The organism is Euzebyales bacterium, assembly GCA_036374135.1.
GTDB lineage: Bacteria > Actinomycetota > Nitriliruptoria > Euzebyales > JAHELV01 > JAHELV01.
In genome coordinates, this window is sequence record DASUUK010000074.1 from 185,117 (window position 1) to 205,296 (window position 20,180).

A 20,180-nucleotide genomic window follows, 5' to 3' on the forward strand; every position below is an offset into this window, starting at 1 on the left:
CTGCACCACGACCCGGCGTCGCCGACGTCAGCCGTCGAGGAACTTGTAGCCCACACCTCGCACAGTGTAGATGTGCGCCGGATCATGCGGATCGCGCTCGATCCGGCCCCGCAACCGCTTGATGTGGACGTCGAGCGTCTTGGTGTCTCCGACGTAGTCCGCGCCCCAGATGCGGTCGATGAGGACCTCACGCGTGAGGACCCGGCCGGCGTTGCGCACCAGCAGCTCGAGCAGCGCGAACTCCTTCGGCGGAAGCTGCGCGGGCTCACCGCGCACGGTGACCTCGTGGCGGTCCCGGTCGACCCGCACGCCGGCGACCTCGACCGCCCCGGACGTCTCGGCCGCGGGCGCATCGGCGCTGCGGCGCAGCACGGCCTTGACGCGCGCGGTCAACTCGCGCATCGAGAAGGGCTTGGTGACGTAGTCGTCGGCGCCGACCTCGAGCCCGACCACCTTGTCGATCTCGCTGTCGCGCGCCGTCAGCATGATGATCGGCGCCTGGCTGGTCGCGCGGATCTCCTTGCAGACCTCGGTGCCCGACATCGACGGCAGCATCAGGTCGAGCAGCACGAGGTCCGGGTGCTCGCGGGCGAACAGCGACAGGGACTCCCTGCCGTCGGCCGTCGACACGACCTGGAAGCCCTCCTCGGCCAGCGCGAACTCCAGCGCCTCGACGAGGGACGGCTCGTCCTCGACCACCATGACCTTGGGCATCTGCTCGGGATTGTATGGATCCGATGACAGGCGCCTGGGTGGCAGACGCCGGGCGTCGTCTGATTTCATCCCGTGTTCCCTCGGTGTTGGCCAGGTGTTCACACCGAACGCGGGAACAGTACCCGCTGACGCGTCCACGGACGCAGGCAGAGGTCCGGTGACGAGGGCCGGACGCCCACACGAACCGCGACGCCACGTGGACCACAGCGCATGACGCGACCGCCTGCACGGTAGCGCGGTGCGATCCGACCGGCAGGACTCCTGGATCAGTGGATCGGATGCGCCGACGTCAACACCCGACCGCCCGGCGGCCGGCTCAGCCGAACCGCCCGCTGATGTAGCCCTCTGTGCGCTTGTCGTGCGGGTCTCCGAAGATGACCTCGGTGTCATCGAACTCAATGAGTCGCCCCGACCGGCGGTCGTGACCCTCGTCGTCCTGCTGCACCTCGGTCGTGATGAATGCCGTCATGTCGCAGGCGCGGGCCGCCTGCTGCATGTTGTGGGTGACGATGACGATCGTGTAGTCCTCGCGCAGCGTGCGCATGAGGTCCTCGATCGCGCCGGTCGCGATCGGGTCCAGCGCCGAACACGGTTCGTCCATGAGGATCGTGTCGGGCTCGACGGCGATGGCCCGCGCGATGCACAGGCGCTGCTGCTGGCCGCCGGACAGGCCGAGCGCGCTCGAATCGAGTTTGTCCTTCACCTCGTCCCACAGCGCGGCCCGACGAAGCGAGCGCTCGACGAGCTCGTCGGCGTCGTACGTCATGCCCGTCACCTTGGGGCCGAACAGGATGTTCTCGCGGATCGACTTCGGGAAGGGGTTCGGCTTCTGGAAGACCATGCCGATGCGCCGGCGGACCTCGACCGGGTCGACGTTCCTGCCGTACAGATCGGTGCCCTCGTACGTGATGGTGCCCGCGACCGTCGCGCTGGGGATCAGGTCGTTCATGCGGTTGAAGCACCGCAGCAGCGTCGTCTTGCCACACCCCGACGGACCGATCAACGCCGTGATCATCCGCTCACGGATCTGCATCGTGACCTCGCGGATCGCGGGGAAGGAGCCATACCTCACCGTGACGTTGTCGAGGTCGAACACGACCGCCGCGTCCGCACGGATCCTGGGCCTTCCCGCCGCCTGTCGCGCGAGCTCGCTGTCGATTCGGCCACCCGTCCGCTTGTGACGATCGCCAACGTCGGCGACGGTCTCCGTCCGGGTCTGAGCCTGCGCCTGCTGCTCCATCTAGCTGCTCCTCGAGTAGCGGTTGCGGAGGTAGATCGCGATCGAGTTCATCAGCAGCAGCAGCACCAGGAGGATGATGATCCCCGCGGGCGCCACCATCTCCTGGAACTCGGCCTGTGGCCGTGAGACGAGGTTGTAGATCTGGATCGGCAGAGCGGAGAACGCGTCATCGATGTCCCACGGCACGTTGTCGGACCGCCGGGAGAACAGCGCGCCGACCACGAGAATGGGCGCCGTTTCGCCGATGGCCCGCGACAGGGCGAGGATCGTGCCTGTCAGGATGCCGGGCAGCGCCTGCGGAAGGATCTGGCGGCTGATCGTCTGGAGCCTCGTCGCGCCGAGACCGAGCCCGGCCTCACGCAGCGCCTGCGGCACCGCCCGCAGAGACTCGCGCGACGCCACGATGATCACCGGCAGGATCAGCAGCGACAAGGTGATCGCGCCGACGACCAGGGACCGTCCGAGGCTGAAGAAGTAGACGAACACGCCGGCACCCAGCAGGCCGTACACGACCGACGGCACGCCAGCCAGGTTGGAGACGTTGGCCTCGACGAAACGCGTGAACCAGTTGCGCGGAGCGAACTCCTCGAGGTACGTGGCGGCACCGACCCCGATCGGGAACGACAGCAACGCGGTGACGACCATCAACGACAACGTGCCGGTGATGCCCGAGCGGAAGCCGAACTCCTCGGGAAATCGCGACGCGTAGTTGGTGAAGCGCGTCAGGGTCAGGCTGGGCAGGCCGTCGATGAGGATGTCGATCAGCAGGATCGCGAGCACGATGACGGCGACGGCGGTCGCGACCATCAGGCTGAGCTGGAACGTGCGCTCACGGCGTCCCCGGCCGGCCGGGCGTCGCAGAGCGCGCTGGACCTCGTCGACCTCGCGCCGGGGCGTGCTCACCGCCATGGCCGCACCTCCCCGGTCGTCTGATCGTCCGTCATCAGTACTCCTCGCGGAACCGTCGCACGAACCGTGCGGCGGCGATGTTGATCAGCAACGTCATGAGGAACAGCAGCGCGCCGACTGCGAAGATCGACTCGTAGGTCAGCGAGCCGCGCGGCGCCTCGCCCTGCACGGCCTGGACGATGTAGGCGGTCATCGTCTGGATCTGGGCGAACGGGTTCCACGTCAGGTCCGGCAGGTTGCCGGCGGCCAGCGCCACGATCATGGTCTCGCCGATCGCGCGCCCGAGGCCGAGGATGATGGCGGCCACGATGCCCGACAACGCGGCCGGCATGACCACCCTGGTCACGACGTGGCGCTTCGTGCTGCCGACACCGTACGCACCTTCGCGCAGCGCCTGCGGCACGGCCGACATCGCGTCCTCCGACAGCGACGCGACGGTCGGCACGATCATGATCCCCATCACGATGCCCGCACTCGCCGCATTGAAGATCGACACGGTCGTGAGTTGGCCGACCGTCGTACGGAGCAGCGGCGTCATGAACGTCAGCGCGAAGTACCCGAGGACCACCGTCGGGATGCCGGCGAGCACCTCGAGCACCGGCTTGAGCGTGTTGCGCACGCGCTGCGGCGCGTACTCCGACAGGTAGGCGGCACTGGCGAGCCCGAGTGGGACGGCGACGAGCATCGCGATCACGGTCACCAGCAGCGTGCCGGCGACCAACGGCAGGACGCCGAACTCGCCCTGGTCACCACCGAACGGCTGCCAGGTCGTGCCGGACAGGAACCCGGCGAGCGTGACGTTGTCCTCCCCGAAGAAGCCCGCGGCCTCCGAGAAGAGGATCACGACGATGCCGACCGTGGTGAGCACCGAGATGGCGGCACAGACCCACAGGATCGCCAGCACGATCCGCTCGCCGGTCCGGGCGCTTCCGGCGCTGAGGTCGACACGTTGCCCGGAGGGCTGCACACCGCTGGTTGTCACGCTGCCTCCTTGGCCACGACCTCGGCGACGCTCTACACCGGTGAGATCCGCACCTGCATGGCACGAGCCGGACGCGCCAGCAGAACAGTACGTTCGCCGTGCACCCGGCCCGTGAACGCAGGGTTACTGGAGGATGGACATTCGCCGTTGGGTCCAGGCGTGCTACGAGGCCGACTCCGACGAGCCGCTTCCAGCGCTCTCGCCGGAGATCGCGCCGTCGACGGCCGCTTTCGCCTCCTCGAGGGCGTCGTCGGGCTCCGGGATGTAGCCGACCGACTCGATGACGCTGTTGACGTTGTCGACGTAGTACTCCGCGAAGTCGGCGACCTGTGGCTTCTCCCGCACCGCGCTGTTGTTGAGGTAGATGAACAGCGGCCGCGTCAACCCGTAACTGCCGTCCTGCGCGGTCTCGGCGCTGGGTGCCACACACCCGTCACCGGCGTCGTACTCGAGCGCCGTGAGCCCGTCCTGGTTGTTGGTGTAGTACGCGAAGCCGAAGAAACCCCACGAGTACGGCGTGCCCTGGACGCCCTGGGCGATGATGTTGTCGTCCTCCGACGCGTTGTAGTCCTGCGTGGACTCCTCGAGCCCGAGCGCGTCCTCGACCATGAAGTCATAGGTACCGGAGTCCGTCCCGGGTGCGAAGACCTGGATCTCCTCGTCGGGGAACTCCGGGTTGACCTCGCGCCAGTTGCGGACCGAGTCGGGGCCGAAGATCGCAGCAACCTCGTCGGTCGTCAGGCAGCTGAGGCCCTCGCTGTCCGGGCTGGTCACCATGGTCAGGGCGTCGGTGCCGACGCGCACCTCGGTGAACTCGATGCCGTTCTCCTCACAAAGTTGCACCTCGTCGTCCTCGATGGGACGCGACGCGTTGGAGATGTCGGTCGAGCCCTCCCCGCAGAACCGCTCGAACCCACCACCGGTGCCCGAGATGCCGACGTTGACCTGCACGTTCGGCTGCTCGTTGGCGTACTCCTCGGCGATGGCGTCCGTCAGCGGACCAACCGTCGACGAGCCGTCGATCTCGATGCTGCCCGACACGTCGCCGCCCCCACCGGAATCGGACGACTCGGACCCGTCGCCGCCGGACTCGCCGCCCGACGCCTCGGACGCGGGAACCTCCTCCTGGGCGCTGTCGCCGGCGCCACAGGCGGTCAGCAGCAGCGCGAGGACCGCCAGCAGGCTGGCCATCAATCGCCAGTTCGCACGCATGTGTTGTTGTCTCCTTCATCGTCTGGCTGACGCTCGACATCGACGGTGCGGACCCACCGCGCCGTGGACGACCGCGACCGTAGGCGCCGGATGTGGCAGGCCAACGGCGTCCGAGTGAACGGCGGTCGAACTTCATCTCGTGCGGCCGACGGGTCAGAAGGCACCCGTCCGAAGGCGCACACCACTTGATGTCCGCGTCATCTGTCCGCCACCGGGCAGTGCAGTGGCCGGACGATGAACGATGGGTGGCGGGTACGCGAGGCGGCCACTGAGAGGCGGCCCCGCGCAGCGTCAGCGCGCGATCATCTCGTACTGCTCGAGCTTCTCGGCCCGGTGCCGGGCGTGGACGTGACGCACGGTTCCCGACCTGCCGCGCATGACGAGCGACTCGGTCGTCGCGCCCTGACGGCTGTAGGCGACGCCGTCGCACAGCTCGCCGGGCGTGACGCCCGTGCAGACGAAGAAGGTGTTCTCGCTGCTCACCAGATCGTCGGTGGTCAACACCTTGTCGAGGTCGTAGCCCGCGTCGGTCGCGGCCCGGCGCTCGGCGTCGTCGCGCGGCCACAGCCGCCCGACCATCTCACCGCGCAACGCCTTGACCGCGCATGCCGTCGCCACCCCCTCGGGGGTGCCGCCGATGCCGACCAGGACATCGAACGGCCGGTCCGGCGACATCGCCAGCACGGACGCGCCGACGTCGCCGTCCATGATCAGCCGCAGCCGGGCGCCGGCCTCGCGCAGCTCGGCGGCCAGCTGTTCGTGGCGGGGACGGTCGAGCATGATGACCGTCAGGTTCGAGATCTCGGTCTCCTTGGCCTCCGCGATGGCCGCGAGGTTGTCCGCGACGCTGGCGTCGATGTCGACCACTCCCACCGCGTCGGAGCCGACGACCCACTTCATCATGTAGACGCAGGGTCCGGGGTCGAACATCGTCCCGCGGGGCGCGACGGCGATCATCGCGATGGCGCCCGGCCGGCCCTCGGCCAGCAGCCGGGTCCCGTCGATCGGGTCGACGGCCAGGTCGACCTCAGGCGGGGAGCCGTTGCCGACCCGCTCGCCGTTGAAGAGCATCGGCGCCTCGTCCTTCTCGCCCTCGCCGATGACGACGACACCGTCCATCGCCACCTCGTTGAGCATGCGGCGCATGCCGTCCACCGCGGCCTGGTCGCCCGCCTCCTTGTTGGCGTTGCCCATCCACCGACCCGCCGCGAGTGCGGCGACCTCCGTCGCACGCACGAGCTCCAGCGCCAGTTCACGATCCGGTTGCGCCACGGTCCTTCTCCCAGGTCGACGGTACGGGGTGCAGTGAGCATACGACGCGGTGCGCCGGGCACGACCACCGATCCTGTTCATCCCCAGCCGATGTACCCCTCGTTGTCGTCCGTGACGAGCTCACGCTCGTCGGCCGTGATCGGCAGGACCGACTGGAGGTAGGAGTCCAGCGCGCGGTCGAAGCCGACGTCGCCGCCCTCCCGCTCCGACAGGTACCACTTGTGCTCGTTGACCTCGTGGAACACTTCGACGGGCTCGAGGCGGGCCCGCAGTTCGCCGGGGATGGCGTCGACGACGTGCTGGTAGACCTCCGTGACCCAGCGGTAGGCCGCGACGGCCTCGGGCATCGGGCGGCCCTCGTCGCGCTCGAGCCCCGCGCGGTAGTTGGTGAGGTCGTTGAGCAGGCTGCGTGCCTGGTTCTCCTGGGCGGGCAGGCCGGTGAGCTCCATCAACCGTCGCCGGTGGTGCCCCTGCTCGGCGACGCTGGTGCGCACGAGCAGGCGGTCACCGTCATCGGTCGCCTCCAGCTCCACCTCGTCGACGTCGAAGCCGAGCTCGTTGAGCCGGCGCAGGCGCGCGTCCACGCGGTAGCGTTCGTCGACGCCGATGACGACCTCGTCGGTCAGCTCGGCCCACAACTGCGCGTACAGCTCCCCCAGTCGCTCCGCCGACGCGACCGGATCGGGTTCGGGCGGAAGGTCCAGCTGCGCCTGCAGGTCCATCAGGCCCCCGGCGACGTTGAGCTGCGCGACCTCGAGGTCGGCATGCCGCTGGCCCGCGGTCAGACGCTCGTGCCAGTCACCCGTCTCGACGTCCACGATGTAGGCCGCCAGCGCCCCGGCGTCGCGGCGGAACAGCGTGTTCGACAGCGAGCAGTCCCCCCAGTAGAAGCCGGCGAGGTGCAGGCGCACCAGCAGGAGCGTCATCGCGTCGAGCAGACGCCGGTGCAGGCCCGCGATGCTGTGCGGATCGGACTCGTCCTCGCCGGTCGGGCGACGGTGCGTGAACAGCACGCGATAGGGCAACGAGTACTCGAGGTAGCGCGTGATGATCACGTCCTCGAGACCCGGACGGTGCACCGTACCGACCGCCTGCACGACCGGCATGTGCTCCTCGGCCATCCGTCGAAGCACCCGGTACTCACGCTCGGCCACGCGCTGCGGGAGCTCCTTGAGGGCGTAGAGCGCGCCGTCGACGGCGACGAACCGCACGACGTGGCGATGGATGCCGGCGGCCACGTCGACGCAGCGCTCGTCGTCCCACTGATCCAGTGGCTGCGACCACGGCAGATCGAGGAAGTCCGGATGCCCGGGACGGGTCCGGATGCGCAGGTCGGCGGGCGTTCTGGAACCGCTCATCTCGTGCTCCACCGATCGCATCGGCGCGTGCAGCGTCACGCACGCGCGTCAGACTGGGCGACGTCTGTTCACCGTGTGTTCCTACAATGTCTAGCCGACGGAGGGGCGCCCCGGCTGACCACACGGCATAGTCGCAGCATGACTGATCAGCGCCCTGCATCTGTGAGGCAGATCCACCCGATGACCGATGACCCGTTGACCAGGCTCGAGGCCGAGCGCCGCGAGTCTGGCCACGCGCGTCAGAAGCTGCAGGAGCAACTGGTGGAGCTCGACTGCCAGCTGATCGCCATGATGCGCGAGCTGGCCGACAGGGTGCGACCGTCGACGGAGGCGTTCCTCGAGGCGGACACGCACGCCGCCGGGACGCTGGCCGAAGCCGACGCGGCGCTGACGCGCCGGTGCACCGAGCTGGAGGAGTCGGGCTACCTGCTGCTGGCGACCCAGAGCCCCGTCGCCACCGACCTGCGCCGCATCATCGCCGTGCTGCGGTCGGTCAACGACGTCCAGCGCACCGGGAACCTGCTGACCCACGTGGTGGAGTCGCTGTCCTGGGTGCACCCGCCGTCGCTGCCGGGGGACCTGCGCGAGCAGATCGCCCAGCTCGGTGAGGTCACCGCGACGATGCTCGCCGCCGCCGCGACCGCGTGGACCAACCACGACGCGCTCGCGGCCGAGGACCTCGAGCGGCAGGACGACCAGGCCGACCTGCTGCAGAAGATGCTGCTGTCCGAGCTGTACACGGGCACGCAGTCGATCGAGGAGTCGGTGTCGCTGGGCCTGATCGCCCGGTACTACGAGCGCGCCGCCGACCACGCGGTGGAGCTGACCCGCCACCTCACGTTCTTCCTCACCGGCGACCGCCTCTCGGACCGCACCGACACCGACTGACTCTCCCGGCCGCTGCAACGTCCCGGCGGGGCGCGCAGGTCGGCGCCTTCGTGCCCCCGTGCACGCCGTACCTCACGCCGATCGCGCGGCGCCGACCCTGAGCGGCCCCGCGTCCGGGTGACCCCGCGCGCCGTCGGGTACCGTCGCTGGGGCACGTCACCGGGGACGACGAGGAGGACCAGACGTGGACGTCGGCCGGCGCGGGGCGGAGCCGGCGGCGGCGCCGGTGACGCTGCGCCTCAACGCCGTCATCGTCAGCGTGGTCGACACGACCCCACGGGTGCTCACCGTCCCGTATGCCGGCGGTCGCGACGTGGCGCTGCCCTACGGCCTCCTCCGCGACGACGACCGCACGCTCGACCGCGGACTTCGCCGCTGGGTCGGTGAGCAGTCCGGGCTGGAGCTCGGCTACGTCGAGCAGTTGTACACGTTCGGCGACATCGGACGTGATCCGGGCGAAACGGCACGGACGTTGTCGATCGCGTACCTGGCGCTGGTGCAGCCGACCCAGGTGCGCGGTGAGGCCCGCTGGATCGACTGGTACCGCCTGCTGCCCTGGGAGGACTGGCGCGCCGGGCGACCCGCGGTGATAGATGAGGCGCTGCTGCCACAGCTGTACGCGTGGGCCGACAAGGGTGACGACCGGGCGTGCCGCCGTCGGCGCCGCGACCGGGTCGACATCACGTTCGGTGTCGACCGCTCCCGTGCGACATCGAGCGGGAGCGAGTCGGCGGTCGGCAACCTGTGGGACGGCGTCCGGGCACTGGACCGCTACGAGCTGTTGTGGGAGGCAGGTCTGATGCCCGAAGCGGCGCGGGACCGCGGTGACGGCGCGGCGCCACCCCAGGAACCGACGCGCCAGGGGACGCCGCTCGCGCTGGACCACCGCAGGATCGCCGCGACCGCGCTCAGCCGCCTGCGCGGGAAGCTGACGTACCGGCCCGTCGTGTTCGAGCTGTTGCCGCCCACATTCACCCTGCGCCGGCTGCAGCAGGTGGTCGAAGCGCTCAGCGGCCTGAGCCTGCACACCCAGAACTTCCGGCGTCTCGTCGACCGCGGCGGGTTCGTCGAGGGCACCGGACAGTTCGAGGAGCAGACGGGGGGCCGGCCGGCCGAGCGGTTCCGCTTCCGCCCAGAGGTGCTGCGCGAACGCCCGCGTCCCGGTCTGGGCCTGCCCCGCCGCAGCTGATCGCACCGCCGCCACCTCCGCGGACGCCGGCCACTTCTGCTCAGAGGTAGCATTTGCTTTTGCTCAGACGTAGCATATGTCGCGCGAGACCGTCGACGGCGAGGAGCCGCCCGTGACCCAGACCGCACCCATGCCCGCAAGCCTGACGACGATCATGCCGCCGGCCGAGTGGTCGGCGCACGCGCCGCTCGTCGAGCGGATCACCGAGCTCAAGCGCGAGCGCGACGCGATCGTGCTGGCACACAACTACATGACCCCCGAGATCTTCCACGGCGTGGCGGACCTGACGGGCGACTCACTGGCCCTGGCGCGGATGGCGTCCGAGACCGACGCCGAGGTCATCGTGATGGCCGGCGTGCACTTCATGGCCGAGACCGCCAAGCTCGTCAACCCGGACAAGACGGTGCTGATCCCCGACCTGCGCGCGGGGTGCTCGCTGGCCGACTCGATCACGGGCGCCGACATCCGGCTGCTGCGCGAGCGTCACCCGGGTCTGCCGGTCGTGACCTACGTCAACACCAGCGCGGAGGTGAAGGCCGAGTCCGACATCTGCTGCACGTCGGGCAACGCCGTGCAGGTCGTCGAGTCCCTCGGCGTCGACAGGGCCATCTTCCTGCCCGACGAGTACCTCGGGCGCTGGGTCGCGACCCAGACAGACGTCGAGCTGGTCCTGTGGACCGGACACTGCGAGGTCCACGAGCGCTTCACCGCGGACGAGTTGCGCGCCTACCGGCAGGCGTGGGGCGGCCTCGAGATTCTCGCCCACCCCGAGTGCCCGCCCGAGGTGCTGGCCGAGGCCGACTTCGTCGGATCGACGTCGGGGATGATCCGTCACGTCGGCGACACGCGCCCCTCGCGCGTGGTCATGGTCACCGAGTGCTCGATGAGCGACAACGTCGCCGCCACCTACCCCGACGTCGAGTTCGTCCGGCCCTGCAACCTGTGCCCGCACATGAAGCGGATCACGCTGCAGGGCATCGCCGAGGCGCTGGAGCACCTGCGCCACCCGGTCGAGGTCCCGGCCGACCTTGCGGAGCGGGCCCGGCGCGCGGTCGACCGCATGCTGGCCGTGCGGTGACAGCGCCCGCCGTGGTGGTCTCCGACGTCGAGGCCACCGACGTCGTCGTGGTCGGATCCGGAGCCGCCGGGATGGCCGCCGCGCTGAGCGCGACCGACGCCCGCGTGACGCTGCTGACCGCCGATCGCGTCGCCTCCGACAGCGCGAGCGCCCACGCGTCCGGTGGCCTCGCCGCGGCGGTCGCCGCCACCGATTCACCGGCCGCCCACGCCGCCGACACGCTGGCGGTCGGCGCGCACGCCAACGATCGCGCCGTCGTCGATCTGCTGACGTCGGCGGCACCGGGAACCGTCGACTGGCTCGACGGGATCGGGACGCGATTCGCACGCGACGCCACCGGTTGGGTGCTCGGCCGCGAGGCCGGCCACCGCCACGACCGGATCCTGCACGCGGGCGGTGACGCCACGGGTCGCGAGATCACGCGCGCCATGGCCGCCGCCGTGAGCTCCGCGCCGCACGTCACGGTCCGCGACCGCACGTCGGTGGTGGCGCTGCTGGTGGACGGCGGCCACGTCGTGGGTGTGCTCGCCCGCCGCCGGTCCACGGAGGTGTCCGCGCCGCCGCAGCACCACACCGGCGCCGGGATGCACGACGAGCTCGTGGCGATCGGCGCGGGCGCCGTCGTGCTGGCCACGGGTGGCAGCGCCGGCGCCTGGCGTGACACGACGAACCCGCCCGGTTCGCGCGGCAGCGGTCTGGTGCTGGCGGCCGATGCGGGCGCCGAGCTGACCGACCTGCAGTACGTGCAGTTCCACCCGACCGCTCTCGACTGCGGCACGGACCCACTGCCACTGCTGACCGAGGCGCTGCGGGGCGCTGGCGGCGCGGTCGTCGACGCGCGCGGCCGGCGCTTCCTCGACGCGGTCCACCCCGACGCCGAGCTGGCTCCGCGCGATGTGGTGGCGCGGGCAGTCTGGCAGCGGCGCTCCGCGGGCGACCGGGTGCTGCTGGACCTGCGCCGCATCGACGGGCTGGTCGAGCGGTTCCCCACCGCCGTCGCGGCGTGCCACGCCCACGGGTTCGATCCCCTGCTGGCCCCCGTGCCGATCACACCGGCCGCGCACTACCACATGGGCGGGATCGTCGTGGACCGGCACGGCCGCACCGGCCTGGAAGGATTGTTCGCGTGTGGCGAGGTCGCATGCACGGGCGCGCACGGCGCCAACCGGCTGGCGAGCAACTCGCTGCTCGAGGCACTGGTGTTCGGGCGGCGCGTCGGCACGCAGGTCCGGCACGCGATGGCCCCGCCGGCCGCCGTCGTCACGCGGGCCGTCGACGTACGCGCTGCGCGGCTGTTGCCCACCACCGATCCGACCGCCATCGCACGGGTGCGCGAGCTGCTCACGACACACGTGGGCGTGCTGCGCTCCGGCCCCGGCCTGCGGGAGGCACTGCACGAGCTCACGTCGCTGGCCGCACCGGCCGCCGGCGGCACGCTCGCCGCGCTGGCGCGCATGGTCGCGGCCGCGGCGCTCGCGCACACCGAGCGTCGCGGCGCCCACTGGCGGACCGACGGGACGGACGCGCTGCCGGACGCTCCACGGATCGTGGTGCGGGCGCCCGGACGCCGGGATCCCCACGTGGAGCACAGAGCGGTCACCACGGATGCCGGCCGCCGCGACGACGTCCTGGCGGGCACGTCGTGAGCGACGGCCCCGGCACCCTGCAACCGTTGCTGTACCGTCCGTTGCTCGCCTCCGCGCTGCGCGAGGATCTCGGCGCGGCAGGCGATCTCACGACCGACGCCGTGGTCGACGACGACGCCGCGGCGAGCGGGCAGATCGTGGCCCGCGCGCCCGGTCGGGTCGCGGGCGTCGACGTCGCCGTGGCCACCTTCGCGTTGCTCGACGGCGACGTCACCGTCGAGCGGTGCGTCGTCGATGGCACCGAGGTCGACGCCGGCACCGTGCTGGCGCGCCTGCACGGCTCCGCGCGTGCCATCCTCACCGGCGAACGGGTGGCACTGAACGTGCTGGGCCGGCTGTGCGGCATCGCGACCGCGACGGGGCGGTTCGTCGACCGCATCGGTGACCGGGCGACCCGGGTCGTGCCGACCCGCAAGACCACGCCCGGTCTGCGGGCGCTGGAGCGTCACGCGGTGCGCTGCGGCGGTGGTGTCGACCACCGCTTCGGACTCGCCGACGGTGTGCTGATCAAGGACAACCACATCGCGGTCGCCGGGGGGATCACCCCCGCCGTCACCCGGGCCCGCACCCGGGTCGGCCACATGGTCCGCATCGAGGTCGAGGTCGACACGCTCGACCAACTCGACGAGGCGATCGCGCTGCCGATCGACGCGGTGCTGCTGGACAACTTCTCGCCGGGCGACCTCGCGACCGCGGTGGCACGTACGCCCGGTCACATCGTGACAGAGGCGTCCGGAGGCGTCACGCTCGACACGGTCGGGGCGGTCGCCGATGCCGGCGTCGACCTGGTGTCGGTCGGCTGGTTGACGCACAGCGCGCCCGCGCTCGACGTCGCGCTGGACTTCGCTCCCGACTGAGCGGGCACCGCGCCGGCACGAACGTCACGAACCGGACATCGAAGACACCGGATGCGGCCACGCCCGTGTCCGAAACGGCGCGCCCGGCGCCCCCGGTGTGGGATACGTCGACCCGTGGTGGACCGGCTCAGCCGTCTCCGGACAACGCGGCCCGCAGGATCTTGCGCGCTGCCGTCGTGTCCTCGGCGTTCTGCGCGTCGGCGACGGCGCCGCGCAGCGTCGCGAGCTCGACGTGGCGCAACGCGTCCTTGAGCTGGGGCACGGCCGTCGGCGTCATCGACAGCTCGTCGATGCCGAGGCCGACGTAGGCCGCGGCCGACGCGGGTTCGGCGGCGGACTCACCGCACACGCCCACCCAGGCGTCGTTGGCGTGGGCGGCCTCGACGACACCGGACAACAGGCGCAGCACATCCGGGTCGCACACATCGGGCAGGTCCGCGACCTCGGCGAGCAGCCGGTCCGCCGCGAACAGGTACTGCAGCAGGTCGTTGGTGCCGACCGAGAAGAAGTCCACCAGCGGTGCGATCCGGTGCGCCGACAGCGCGGCGGCGGGCACCTCGATCATCACACCCACCTCGATGCCGTCCAGGTCGACGCCCTCGGCCTCCGCCGCCGCGACCAGCGACTCGCGGGCGCGCCGGACCTCGTCGGGCGTCGACACCAGCGGGAACATGATCGCCAACCGGCCCTGGTCGGCGTCCGGATCGCGCGCCCGCAGCAGCGCCCGCAACTGGTTGACGAGCAGGGCGGGTTCGGCGAGGCCCAGGCGGATGCCGCGCACGCCCAGCGCCGGGTTCTCCTCGGGGTCGCGCACCACGAACGGCAACGGCTTGTCGGCGCCGACGTCCATGGTGCGGAACACGACGCGGTGTCCCGGCAGCCCGGCCAGCACCTTGGCGTAGAAGTCCGCCTGCTCCTCGATCGAGGGTTCCTCGGCGGCCTCCTGGAACAGGAACTCGGTCCGCACGAGCCCCGAGCCCTCGGCCCCGACCTCGCCGGCGGCCTCGACGTCCTCCAGGCCGCCGATGTTCGCGGCGAGCTCGACGCGATGACCGTCGGCGGTCGCACCGGGGACGTCGCGCAGCTCGGCGAGGCGCTTGTTGCGCTCCTCCTGCTCGGCGATGCGCTGCTCGTAGGACGACCGCTCGTCGGCACCGGGTGCCACGATCACGGTGCCCGCCTCGCCATCCAATGCGAGGAGGAGGCCGTCCGAGACGTCCGCCAGCAGGTCGGTCACGCCCATCACGGCGGGGATGCCGAGTGACCGGGCCAGGATCGCGGCGTGCGACGTCGGCGATCCCGCGGCGCAGGCGACGCCCGCAATCAGTTCCCGCGGCAACCGCGCGGTCTGCGACGGCGTGAGCTCATGCGCGACGATCACAGAGCGCTCGATCGGCACGGGAGCGTCCTGCGCGCCGGCCAGCACCGCGAGCACCTGATCGCGCACGTCGTCGATGTCGGTCGCACGCCCCGCCAGGTACTCGTCGCTCGAGCTCTCGAGCAGCTTGCGGAACGAGTCGAACGCCGCCGACACGGCCGCGTTCGCTCCGGCACCGTCGTCGATCGCGTCGTGCGCCATGTCGGCGATCTCGGGATCGCCGGCGAAATCGGCGTGCGCGAGGAAGATGTCGGCCTCGTCGCCCAGCGTGTCACGCTTGGACTCGGCCAGCTCGGTCAGAGTGTTCTCGACCTCCTCCAGGGCCGCGTCGACGCGCGCCTTCTCCTCCTCCGGCGTGCCGGTGGCGGCGGCCTCGGTGTCGACCTCGAGCTTGTGGATGACGAACGCGCCCGCGAGCGCCACGCCGGGCGACGACGCCCGGCCCTGGAGTGTCGTGCTCACGCGCTATTCCCCCAGACCGCTCTCGACGAGTTCGACCAGCGTCGACAGCGCGTCGTCGGCGTTGTCGCCGTCGGTGATGATCTCGATCTGGTCGCCCTTGTGGCAGTCCAGTGTCAGCACCGACAGCGTCGACTTGGCGTTGACGGCGTCGCCGTCCTGATCATGTGACCTACCGCTGCCGCTGTCTGAGGTCTTGCGCACCTTGACGTCGCAGTCGAACTCCTTGGCCTTCTTGGCGAAGACCCGAGCCGGGCGGGCGTGGAGCCCGGTCTCGTTCTCGAGTGTGACGGTCTGACTAGGCACTGGCTGCCTCCGTTGTCGGTGCGGTCTCTGTCGCGTCGGCCTGGCGGTGGAACTCCTTGAGGGCGACCACGGCGATGGCGGTGACCACCGTGCCGATCGCGATCGCCAGGACGTACAGCGCCGGGTTGCCGACGAGCGGGAAGACGAAGATGCCCCCGTGCGGCGCCTGCAGCGTGGCGTCGAACGCCATCGACAACCCGCCCGCGACCGCTGATCCGGCCATCAACGCGGGGATCACGCGGATCGGGTCGGCCGCGGCGAACGGGATGGCGCCCTCGGTGATGAACGATGCCCCCATCACCCACGCAGCCTTGCCGGCCTCCTGCTCCTGGACGTTGAACAGCCGCTTGCGGACCACGGTGGCCAGCGCGAGGCCGAGGGGCGGGGTCATGCCGGCGGCCATCACCGCCGCCATCGGCGCGTAGATGTTCTCGGCGATCAGGCCGACGCCGAAGAAGTAGGCGACCTTGTTGACGGGACCGCCCATGTCGAACGCCATCATGAGGCCGAGGATCACCCCGAGGACGATCGCGTTCGCCGTGCCCATCCCCTCGAGCCACGCGGTCAGTGCCTCCGTGGCGACCGCGATCGGCTCGCCGACCACGAGGATCATCAACGTGCCGACGATGAACGTCGCGATCAGCGGATAGAACAGCACCGGCAGCAGGCTGCGCAGCGACGTCGGGAACGGCACGCGCTTGAGCGCCATGATGGTCGCGCCGGCCAGGAGGCCACCGATGATCGCGCCGAGGAAGCCGGCGCCGATCTCGTTGGCGATCAGCCCGGAGACGACACCGGGGGCGATGCCGGGCCGGTCCGCCATCGCGTAGGCGATGAAGCCGGCCAGGATCGGGCCGATCATCGAGAAGGCGGTCCCGCCGATCTTGAATAACAGCGCACCCCAGCTGAAGGTCTCGTAGACGTCCTCGTTGACCACGTCGACGGCGTCGCCGACCAGGAACGCCAGCGCGATGAGGATCCCGCCCGCGGTGACGAACGGCAGCATGTAGCTGACGCCGGTCATCAACCACTGGCGCACCACACCGCCCTTGTCCGAGCGCCCGGGCCCGCCGCCGCGTCCGCCGGTGGCCGCAGCTGCGGCACCGCCACCGCCGGCCCCGCCGGTCGCGGTCTCCGCGGGCGCCTCAGTGACGCCCTCCTCGGCGGCCTGCTCGGCCCGGTCGAGCACGGAGCCGGCGTGGTTGATCGCCTCGCCCGGAGTCACCTCGACGGACGGCAGGTGGCTGAAGCGCTCCCGACCGTCGACGTTGGTGTCCACGGCGTAGATGACGGCGACCGCACCCGAGATGTCAGAGTCGCTCACCCTCTCGGAGCCTGCCGATCCCTGGGTCTCGACGGCGATCGTGTGACCCCGCTTGCTGGCCTCCTGCTCCAGCGCCTCGGCGGCCATGTACGTGTGCGCGATGCCCGTGGGGCACGCGGTGACGGCGACGAGCTTCACAGCGTCACCTCCTCGCGGAAGATCTGCATGACCTCGTCTTCGGACGATGCGTCGTGCAGCTTCTGCCGGAAGGACTCGTGGATCAGCCGGCGCGACAGCCGCGCCAGCAACCGGATGTGCAGATCGTCCCCGCCGGCGGGCGCGGCGATCAGGAAGATCAGCCCGGACGGCTGCTCGGAGTCGCCGCCGAAGTCGATGCCCTCGCCGCTGCGCGCGAACGCGACGCTCGCGTTGTTCACCGCCTCGGACTTGGCATGCGGTATGGCGACCCCCATCTCCATGCCGGTGCCACCTCCCTCGGCCTCGCGCTTGAGGACGGCGTCGACGAACTGGCTCCGATCACCCACGCGCCCCTGTGCCACGAGCCGATCGGCCATCTCTCTGATGGCATCGTCGCGGGCGTTCGACTCGAGCTCGAGGATGATCAGGTCCGGGGTGATCACATCGTCAATGGTCAGATCCATGGCTCAATCTCCCTCAAGCGGACGGTCCGGATCGAACGTATCTGCGATACGCACCGCATCCAAGGACAAATCATCAGGAGCGGGCATGGTGCTGCCCGGAAGTGATACGGCGGCCGTGGCCCAGGCGATGCCGTTGGCCAGCGACTCGGGGCCGTCGCCACCGCCGGCCAGGAAGCCGGCGAGCAGCGAATCGCCGGCGCCCACGGTGCTGCGCACGGTGACCGGTTCGCTCTCGCCGAACCACACGGCGTCAGCAGTGACCAGCAGCGCACCGTCACCACCGAGGCTGACGAGCACCGACCCGACGCCACGCCCGATCACGTCGCGGGCGGCACCGACCACGTCGGCGAACGTCTTGAGCTCGTCGCCGACCAGCTCCGCGAGCTCGTGGTGGTTGGGCTTGATGAGGTCCGGTCCGGCGTCGACCACCCCCGTGAGCGCCGGGCCGCTGGTGTCGACGGCCACGCGCCGGTCGGCCGCACGCGCGCGGGTGACGAGGTCCGCGTACAGATCGTCACCGGCGCTCGGTGGCAGGCTGCCGCACCCGGCGACCCACCGCGCCCCCGCCGCCGCGTGGAGCGTCGCGTCGAGCAGTCGGCCGCGGGCCGCGACGTCGAGTGTGGGTCCGCGATCGTTGAGCTTCGTCGTGGTGCCGTCGGCCTCGGCCAGCGTGATGTTGACGCGGATGGCCTCGTCGACCTCGACCGGGGTGAAGGGGACGCCCGCCTGCTGGACGAGGCGGGCGAACAGCTCGCCCTCGTCGCCACCCAACGGCGCCACCGCGCGGGCCTCGTGACCGTTGCGGTGCAGCGCCCGGGCGACGTTGATGCCCTTGCCGCCCGGCTGCACCGTCACGGCACGCACACGTTGCACCTCACCCCGGAGCAACTGGTCGACTTCGATGGTCCGATCGAGGCTCGGGTTCGGGGTGCAGGTGACGATCACGGCTCGATCACGACCTTGATGCTGGTGCCGCCCTCGACGGCCTTGATGGCGTCGTGCACCCGGTCCAGCGGCAGACGGTCGGTGATCAGCTCGTCGAGCTTGACGGCGCCGCTGCCGATCATCTCGAGTGCCTGCTTGTTGTGATCGGGCGTCGACCCCGCGGGGCCGGCGATCGTCAGCTCGGTGTAGTGCACGGTGTTGCTGTCGACCGTGATCTCGGGCCGGTCCTTCGGCAGCCCACCGAAGAAGCTGATCCGCCCCTGGGGCGCCGCCATGTCGATCGCCTGCATCTGCGCCTGCGGTGAGCCCGCGGCGACGATGATGACGTCCGCACCCCGACCGTCGGTCAGATCGCGGACGGCCCGCACGGGGTCGCTCTCGCTGGCGTCGATGGTGGCGTCCAGCGGGACCCGCTCCGCGGCAAGCCGCAGCCGCTCGGCGTTGATCTCGACCATGAAGACCTTCTCGGCCCCTTTGGCGCGCGCCAACATCACGTGCATGCAGCCGATCGGACCGGATCCGAAGACCACGACCGTCTCGTCGGGGTACTTGCCCACGTCGATCTGCTCCTGCGCGTTGAGCGCACAGGCCAGCGGCTCGGTGGCCGCGGCCACGTGGTACTCGATCCCGTCGGGTATCCGATTCAGCCCATCGACGCGCAAGACGTTCTCGGGCACGATCATGTGCTCGGCGAAGCCGCCGTCATAGTCGTAGCCGACCGACGTCGCGTTGTCGCAGACGGTCATCTTGCGGTGCGTGCACTCGAAGCAGTGCCCGCAGGGCACGTAGGCGATGCACTGGACGCGGTCGCCCGACGTCCAGCCGTCGACGTCGTCGCCGACCTCGACCACCTCACCGGCGATCTCATGCCCGATGACGCGTGGCAGCGTCTTCAGGTTGCGGTGACCGTGGTGGAAGATCTTGACGTCCGTGCCACAGGTCGCGCAGGCGCGTACGCGCAGAAGCAGCTCGTCGGCGACGGGCGTGGGACGGTCCGCCTCCTCGACCCGCAGGTCCCCCGGCTCGTAGAAGCGTGCGACCTTCATCTACTCGTCGACCTCCTCCTCGATGGCCGGGGCGAGCAACTCCAGCACCTCATCGACGTCGTCGGTGGTGCGCAACCGTTCGGCCTTCTCCTCGTCGACGAGCACCTTGGCCAGCGTGGCCAGCACGCCGACGTGCTCGTCGGACTTCGCGGCGACGGCGAGGGCGGCGAGGGTCTCCTCGTCGTCCTCCTCCCACACGATCGGCTCCGCGAACTGCAGGAAGGCGACCGCGGCACGGTTGACGTGCCTGCGGCTCTCGTCGGTGCCGTGCGGCAGCGCGAAGCCCTCGCCCATGTACGACGACATGACGCCCTCGCGCTCGTGCATGGCATCGACGTAGGCCTGCTCGACCGCGCCCGCGTCGACCAGCACCCGGCCGGCCTGACTGATGGCGTCGGCGCGATCCGCGACGGAGATGCCGAGGCGGATGGTCTCGCGCGTCAGCAACTCGTGCTCGGCCGTGTCAGCCTTCGATGGCGTCGTCATTCTTGATGGCCTCCTCGAGCCTGTCGAAGACCGGGTCGCCGAGGTAGGCGTTGAACGCCAGCACCGGCCGCTCGCCTGCCTTCTGCCGCGCCCTGGACGACAGACCCTGGTGGCACAGCACCACGTCGGCGTCGTCGGGGATCTGGTTGACCGGTGAGTGGCTCACCGTGATCCCGTAGCCGCTCAGCCGCTTCTTCAGCTGGGTGGTCAGCAGCACGCTCGAGCCCATGCCGGCCTCGCACGCGATGATGACCTTCTTGACCTCAGATCCCTGAACCGATGCCATGCT

The 20,180-nt window shown here is 70.5% G+C and carries 20 protein-coding genes; 5 read left to right on the top strand and 15 right to left on the bottom strand.

The features are described 5' to 3' along the window. Positions 1–27: 27 nt before the first annotated feature. The 7 genes from VFZ70_13220 to VFZ70_13250 form a co-directional block, all read right to left on the bottom strand. Positions 28–783, bottom strand: coding sequence for a response regulator transcription factor (locus tag VFZ70_13220; protein HEX6256759.1), 756 nt, complete (start codon positions 781–783; stop codon positions 28–30). Positions 784–1,030: 247 nt separating this feature from the next. Further along, positions 1,031–1,954 carry a phosphate ABC transporter ATP-binding protein PstB gene (gene pstB, locus VFZ70_13225; protein HEX6256760.1) on the bottom strand — a complete coding sequence of 308 codons (924 nt, stop codon included), beginning with the start codon at positions 1,952–1,954 and terminating at the stop codon, positions 1,031–1,033. Then, the gene (gene pstA / locus VFZ70_13230) at positions 1,955–2,863 is read right to left on the bottom strand and encodes a phosphate ABC transporter permease PstA (protein ID HEX6256761.1); all 909 of its coding nucleotides are present in this window, start codon (positions 2,861–2,863) and stop codon (positions 1,955–1,957) included. Positions 2,864–2,897: 34 nt separating this feature from the next. Continuing rightward, positions 2,898–3,845 carry a phosphate ABC transporter permease subunit PstC gene (gene pstC, locus VFZ70_13235; protein HEX6256762.1) on the bottom strand — a complete coding sequence of 316 codons (948 nt, stop codon included), beginning with the start codon at positions 3,843–3,845 and terminating at the stop codon, positions 2,898–2,900. Between the two features lie 162 nt (positions 3,846–4,007). Further along, positions 4,008–5,057: a PstS family phosphate ABC transporter substrate-binding protein gene (locus VFZ70_13240; GenBank protein HEX6256763.1), complete on the bottom strand. Its 1,050-nt coding sequence runs from the start codon at positions 5,055–5,057 to the stop codon at positions 4,008–4,010. Positions 5,058–5,348: 291 nt separating this feature from the next. Continuing rightward, positions 5,349–6,329, bottom strand: coding sequence for a class II fructose-bisphosphatase (glpX, locus tag VFZ70_13245; GenBank protein ID HEX6256764.1), 981 nt, complete (start codon positions 6,327–6,329; stop codon positions 5,349–5,351). 77 nt (positions 6,330–6,406) lie between these two features. Then, a complete protein-coding gene (locus tag VFZ70_13250; GenBank protein HEX6256765.1) occupies positions 6,407–7,687 on the bottom strand; it encodes a DUF4032 domain-containing protein in 1,281 nt (426 codons plus the stop codon). 180 nt (positions 7,688–7,867) lie between these two features. On the opposite strand from VFZ70_13250, the gene VFZ70_13255 reads away from it, so the two are divergent. The 5 genes from VFZ70_13255 (at position 7,868) to nadC (ending at position 13,345) form a co-directional block, all read left to right on the top strand. Next, positions 7,868–8,575, top strand: coding sequence for a phosphate uptake regulator PhoU (locus tag VFZ70_13255; GenBank protein HEX6256766.1), 708 nt, complete (start codon positions 7,868–7,870; stop codon positions 8,573–8,575). A 184-nt stretch (positions 8,576–8,759) separates the two neighbouring features. Next, on the top strand, positions 8,760–9,764 hold the full coding sequence (locus VFZ70_13260; GenBank protein ID HEX6256767.1) for a hypothetical protein: 1,005 nt from the start codon (positions 8,760–8,762) through the stop codon (positions 9,762–9,764). Positions 9,765–9,876: 112 nt separating this feature from the next. Then, on the top strand, positions 9,877–10,842 hold the full coding sequence (nadA, locus tag VFZ70_13265; GenBank protein ID HEX6256768.1) for a quinolinate synthase NadA: 966 nt from the start codon (positions 9,877–9,879) through the stop codon (positions 10,840–10,842). Then, on the top strand, positions 10,839–12,488 hold the full coding sequence (locus VFZ70_13270; GenBank protein ID HEX6256769.1) for an FAD-binding protein: 1,650 nt from the start codon (positions 10,839–10,841) through the stop codon (positions 12,486–12,488). The genes nadA and VFZ70_13270 overlap by 4 nt, the downstream gene beginning before the upstream one ends. After that, complete coding sequence (gene nadC, locus VFZ70_13275; GenBank protein ID HEX6256770.1) at positions 12,485–13,345, top strand: carboxylating nicotinate-nucleotide diphosphorylase; 861 nt, start codon at positions 12,485–12,487, stop codon at positions 13,343–13,345. The genes VFZ70_13270 and nadC overlap by 4 nt, the downstream gene beginning before the upstream one ends. A gap of 127 nt (positions 13,346–13,472) precedes the next feature. Here nadC and ptsP read toward each other — a convergent pair whose 3' ends face one another. Genes ptsP through VFZ70_13315 form a run of 8 tightly spaced genes read right to left on the bottom strand, consistent with a single transcriptional unit; the run spans position 13,473 to position 20,177 of the window. Continuing rightward, on the bottom strand, positions 13,473–15,185 hold the full coding sequence (ptsP, locus tag VFZ70_13280; protein HEX6256771.1) for a phosphoenolpyruvate--protein phosphotransferase: 1,713 nt from the start codon (positions 15,183–15,185) through the stop codon (positions 13,473–13,475). 3 nt (positions 15,186–15,188) lie between these two features. Next, the gene (locus VFZ70_13285) at positions 15,189–15,488 is read right to left on the bottom strand and encodes an HPr family phosphocarrier protein (protein HEX6256772.1); all 300 of its coding nucleotides are present in this window, start codon (positions 15,486–15,488) and stop codon (positions 15,189–15,191) included. Beyond that, complete coding sequence (locus VFZ70_13290) at positions 15,481–16,950, bottom strand: fructose-specific PTS transporter subunit EIIC (GenBank protein ID HEX6256773.1); 1,470 nt, start codon at positions 16,948–16,950, stop codon at positions 15,481–15,483. Before VFZ70_13290 ends, VFZ70_13285 begins: the two co-directional genes overlap by 8 nt. Beyond that, complete coding sequence (locus VFZ70_13295; protein ID HEX6256774.1) at positions 16,947–17,414, bottom strand: fructose PTS transporter subunit IIA; 468 nt, start codon at positions 17,412–17,414, stop codon at positions 16,947–16,949. Before VFZ70_13295 ends, VFZ70_13290 begins: the two co-directional genes overlap by 4 nt. 3 nt (positions 17,415–17,417) lie before the next feature. Continuing rightward, complete coding sequence (gene pfkB, locus VFZ70_13300) at positions 17,418–18,359, bottom strand: 1-phosphofructokinase (protein HEX6256775.1); 942 nt, start codon at positions 18,357–18,359, stop codon at positions 17,418–17,420. Then, positions 18,356–19,405: a zinc-dependent dehydrogenase gene (locus VFZ70_13305; GenBank protein ID HEX6256776.1), complete on the bottom strand. Its 1,050-nt coding sequence runs from the start codon at positions 19,403–19,405 to the stop codon at positions 18,356–18,358. Before VFZ70_13305 ends, pfkB begins: the two co-directional genes overlap by 4 nt. Beyond that, positions 19,406–19,891 (bottom strand): PTS sugar transporter subunit IIA, encoded by a 486-nt coding sequence (locus tag VFZ70_13310; GenBank protein ID HEX6256777.1) that lies wholly within the window; start codon positions 19,889–19,891, stop codon positions 19,406–19,408. After that, positions 19,869–20,177, bottom strand: coding sequence for a hypothetical protein (locus tag VFZ70_13315; protein HEX6256778.1), 309 nt, complete (start codon positions 20,175–20,177; stop codon positions 19,869–19,871). The genes VFZ70_13310 and VFZ70_13315 overlap by 23 nt, the downstream gene beginning before the upstream one ends. Positions 20,178–20,180 lie beyond the last annotated feature (3 nt).

Coding starts and splice junctions, on each gene's coding strand:
- VFZ70_13220 (HEX6256759.1), bottom strand. CDS start 783: ATGAAATCAGACGACGCCCGGCGTCTGCCACCCAGGCGCCTGTCATCG.
- pstB (HEX6256760.1), bottom strand. CDS start 1,954: ATGGAGCAGCAGGCGCAGGCTCAGACCCGGACGGAGACCGTCGCCGAC.
- pstA (HEX6256761.1), bottom strand. CDS start 2,863: ATGGCGGTGAGCACGCCCCGGCGCGAGGTCGACGAGGTCCAGCGCGCT.
- VFZ70_13240 (HEX6256763.1), bottom strand. CDS start 5,057: ATGCGTGCGAACTGGCGATTGATGGCCAGCCTGCTGGCGGTCCTCGCG.
- VFZ70_13250 (HEX6256765.1), bottom strand. CDS start 7,687: ATGAGCGGTTCCAGAACGCCCGCCGACCTGCGCATCCGGACCCGTCCC.
- VFZ70_13255 (HEX6256766.1), top strand. CDS start 7,868: ATGACCGATGACCCGTTGACCAGGCTCGAGGCCGAGCGCCGCGAGTCT.
- VFZ70_13295 (HEX6256774.1), bottom strand. CDS start 17,414: ATGGATCTGACCATTGACGATGTGATCACCCCGGACCTGATCATCCTC.
- VFZ70_13305 (HEX6256776.1), bottom strand. CDS start 19,405: ATGAAGGTCGCACGCTTCTACGAGCCGGGGGACCTGCGGGTCGAGGAG.
- VFZ70_13310 (HEX6256777.1), bottom strand. CDS start 19,891: ATGACGACGCCATCGAAGGCTGACACGGCCGAGCACGAGTTGCTGACG.
- VFZ70_13315 (HEX6256778.1), bottom strand. CDS start 20,177: ATGGCATCGGTTCAGGGATCTGAGGTCAAGAAGGTCATCATCGCGTGC.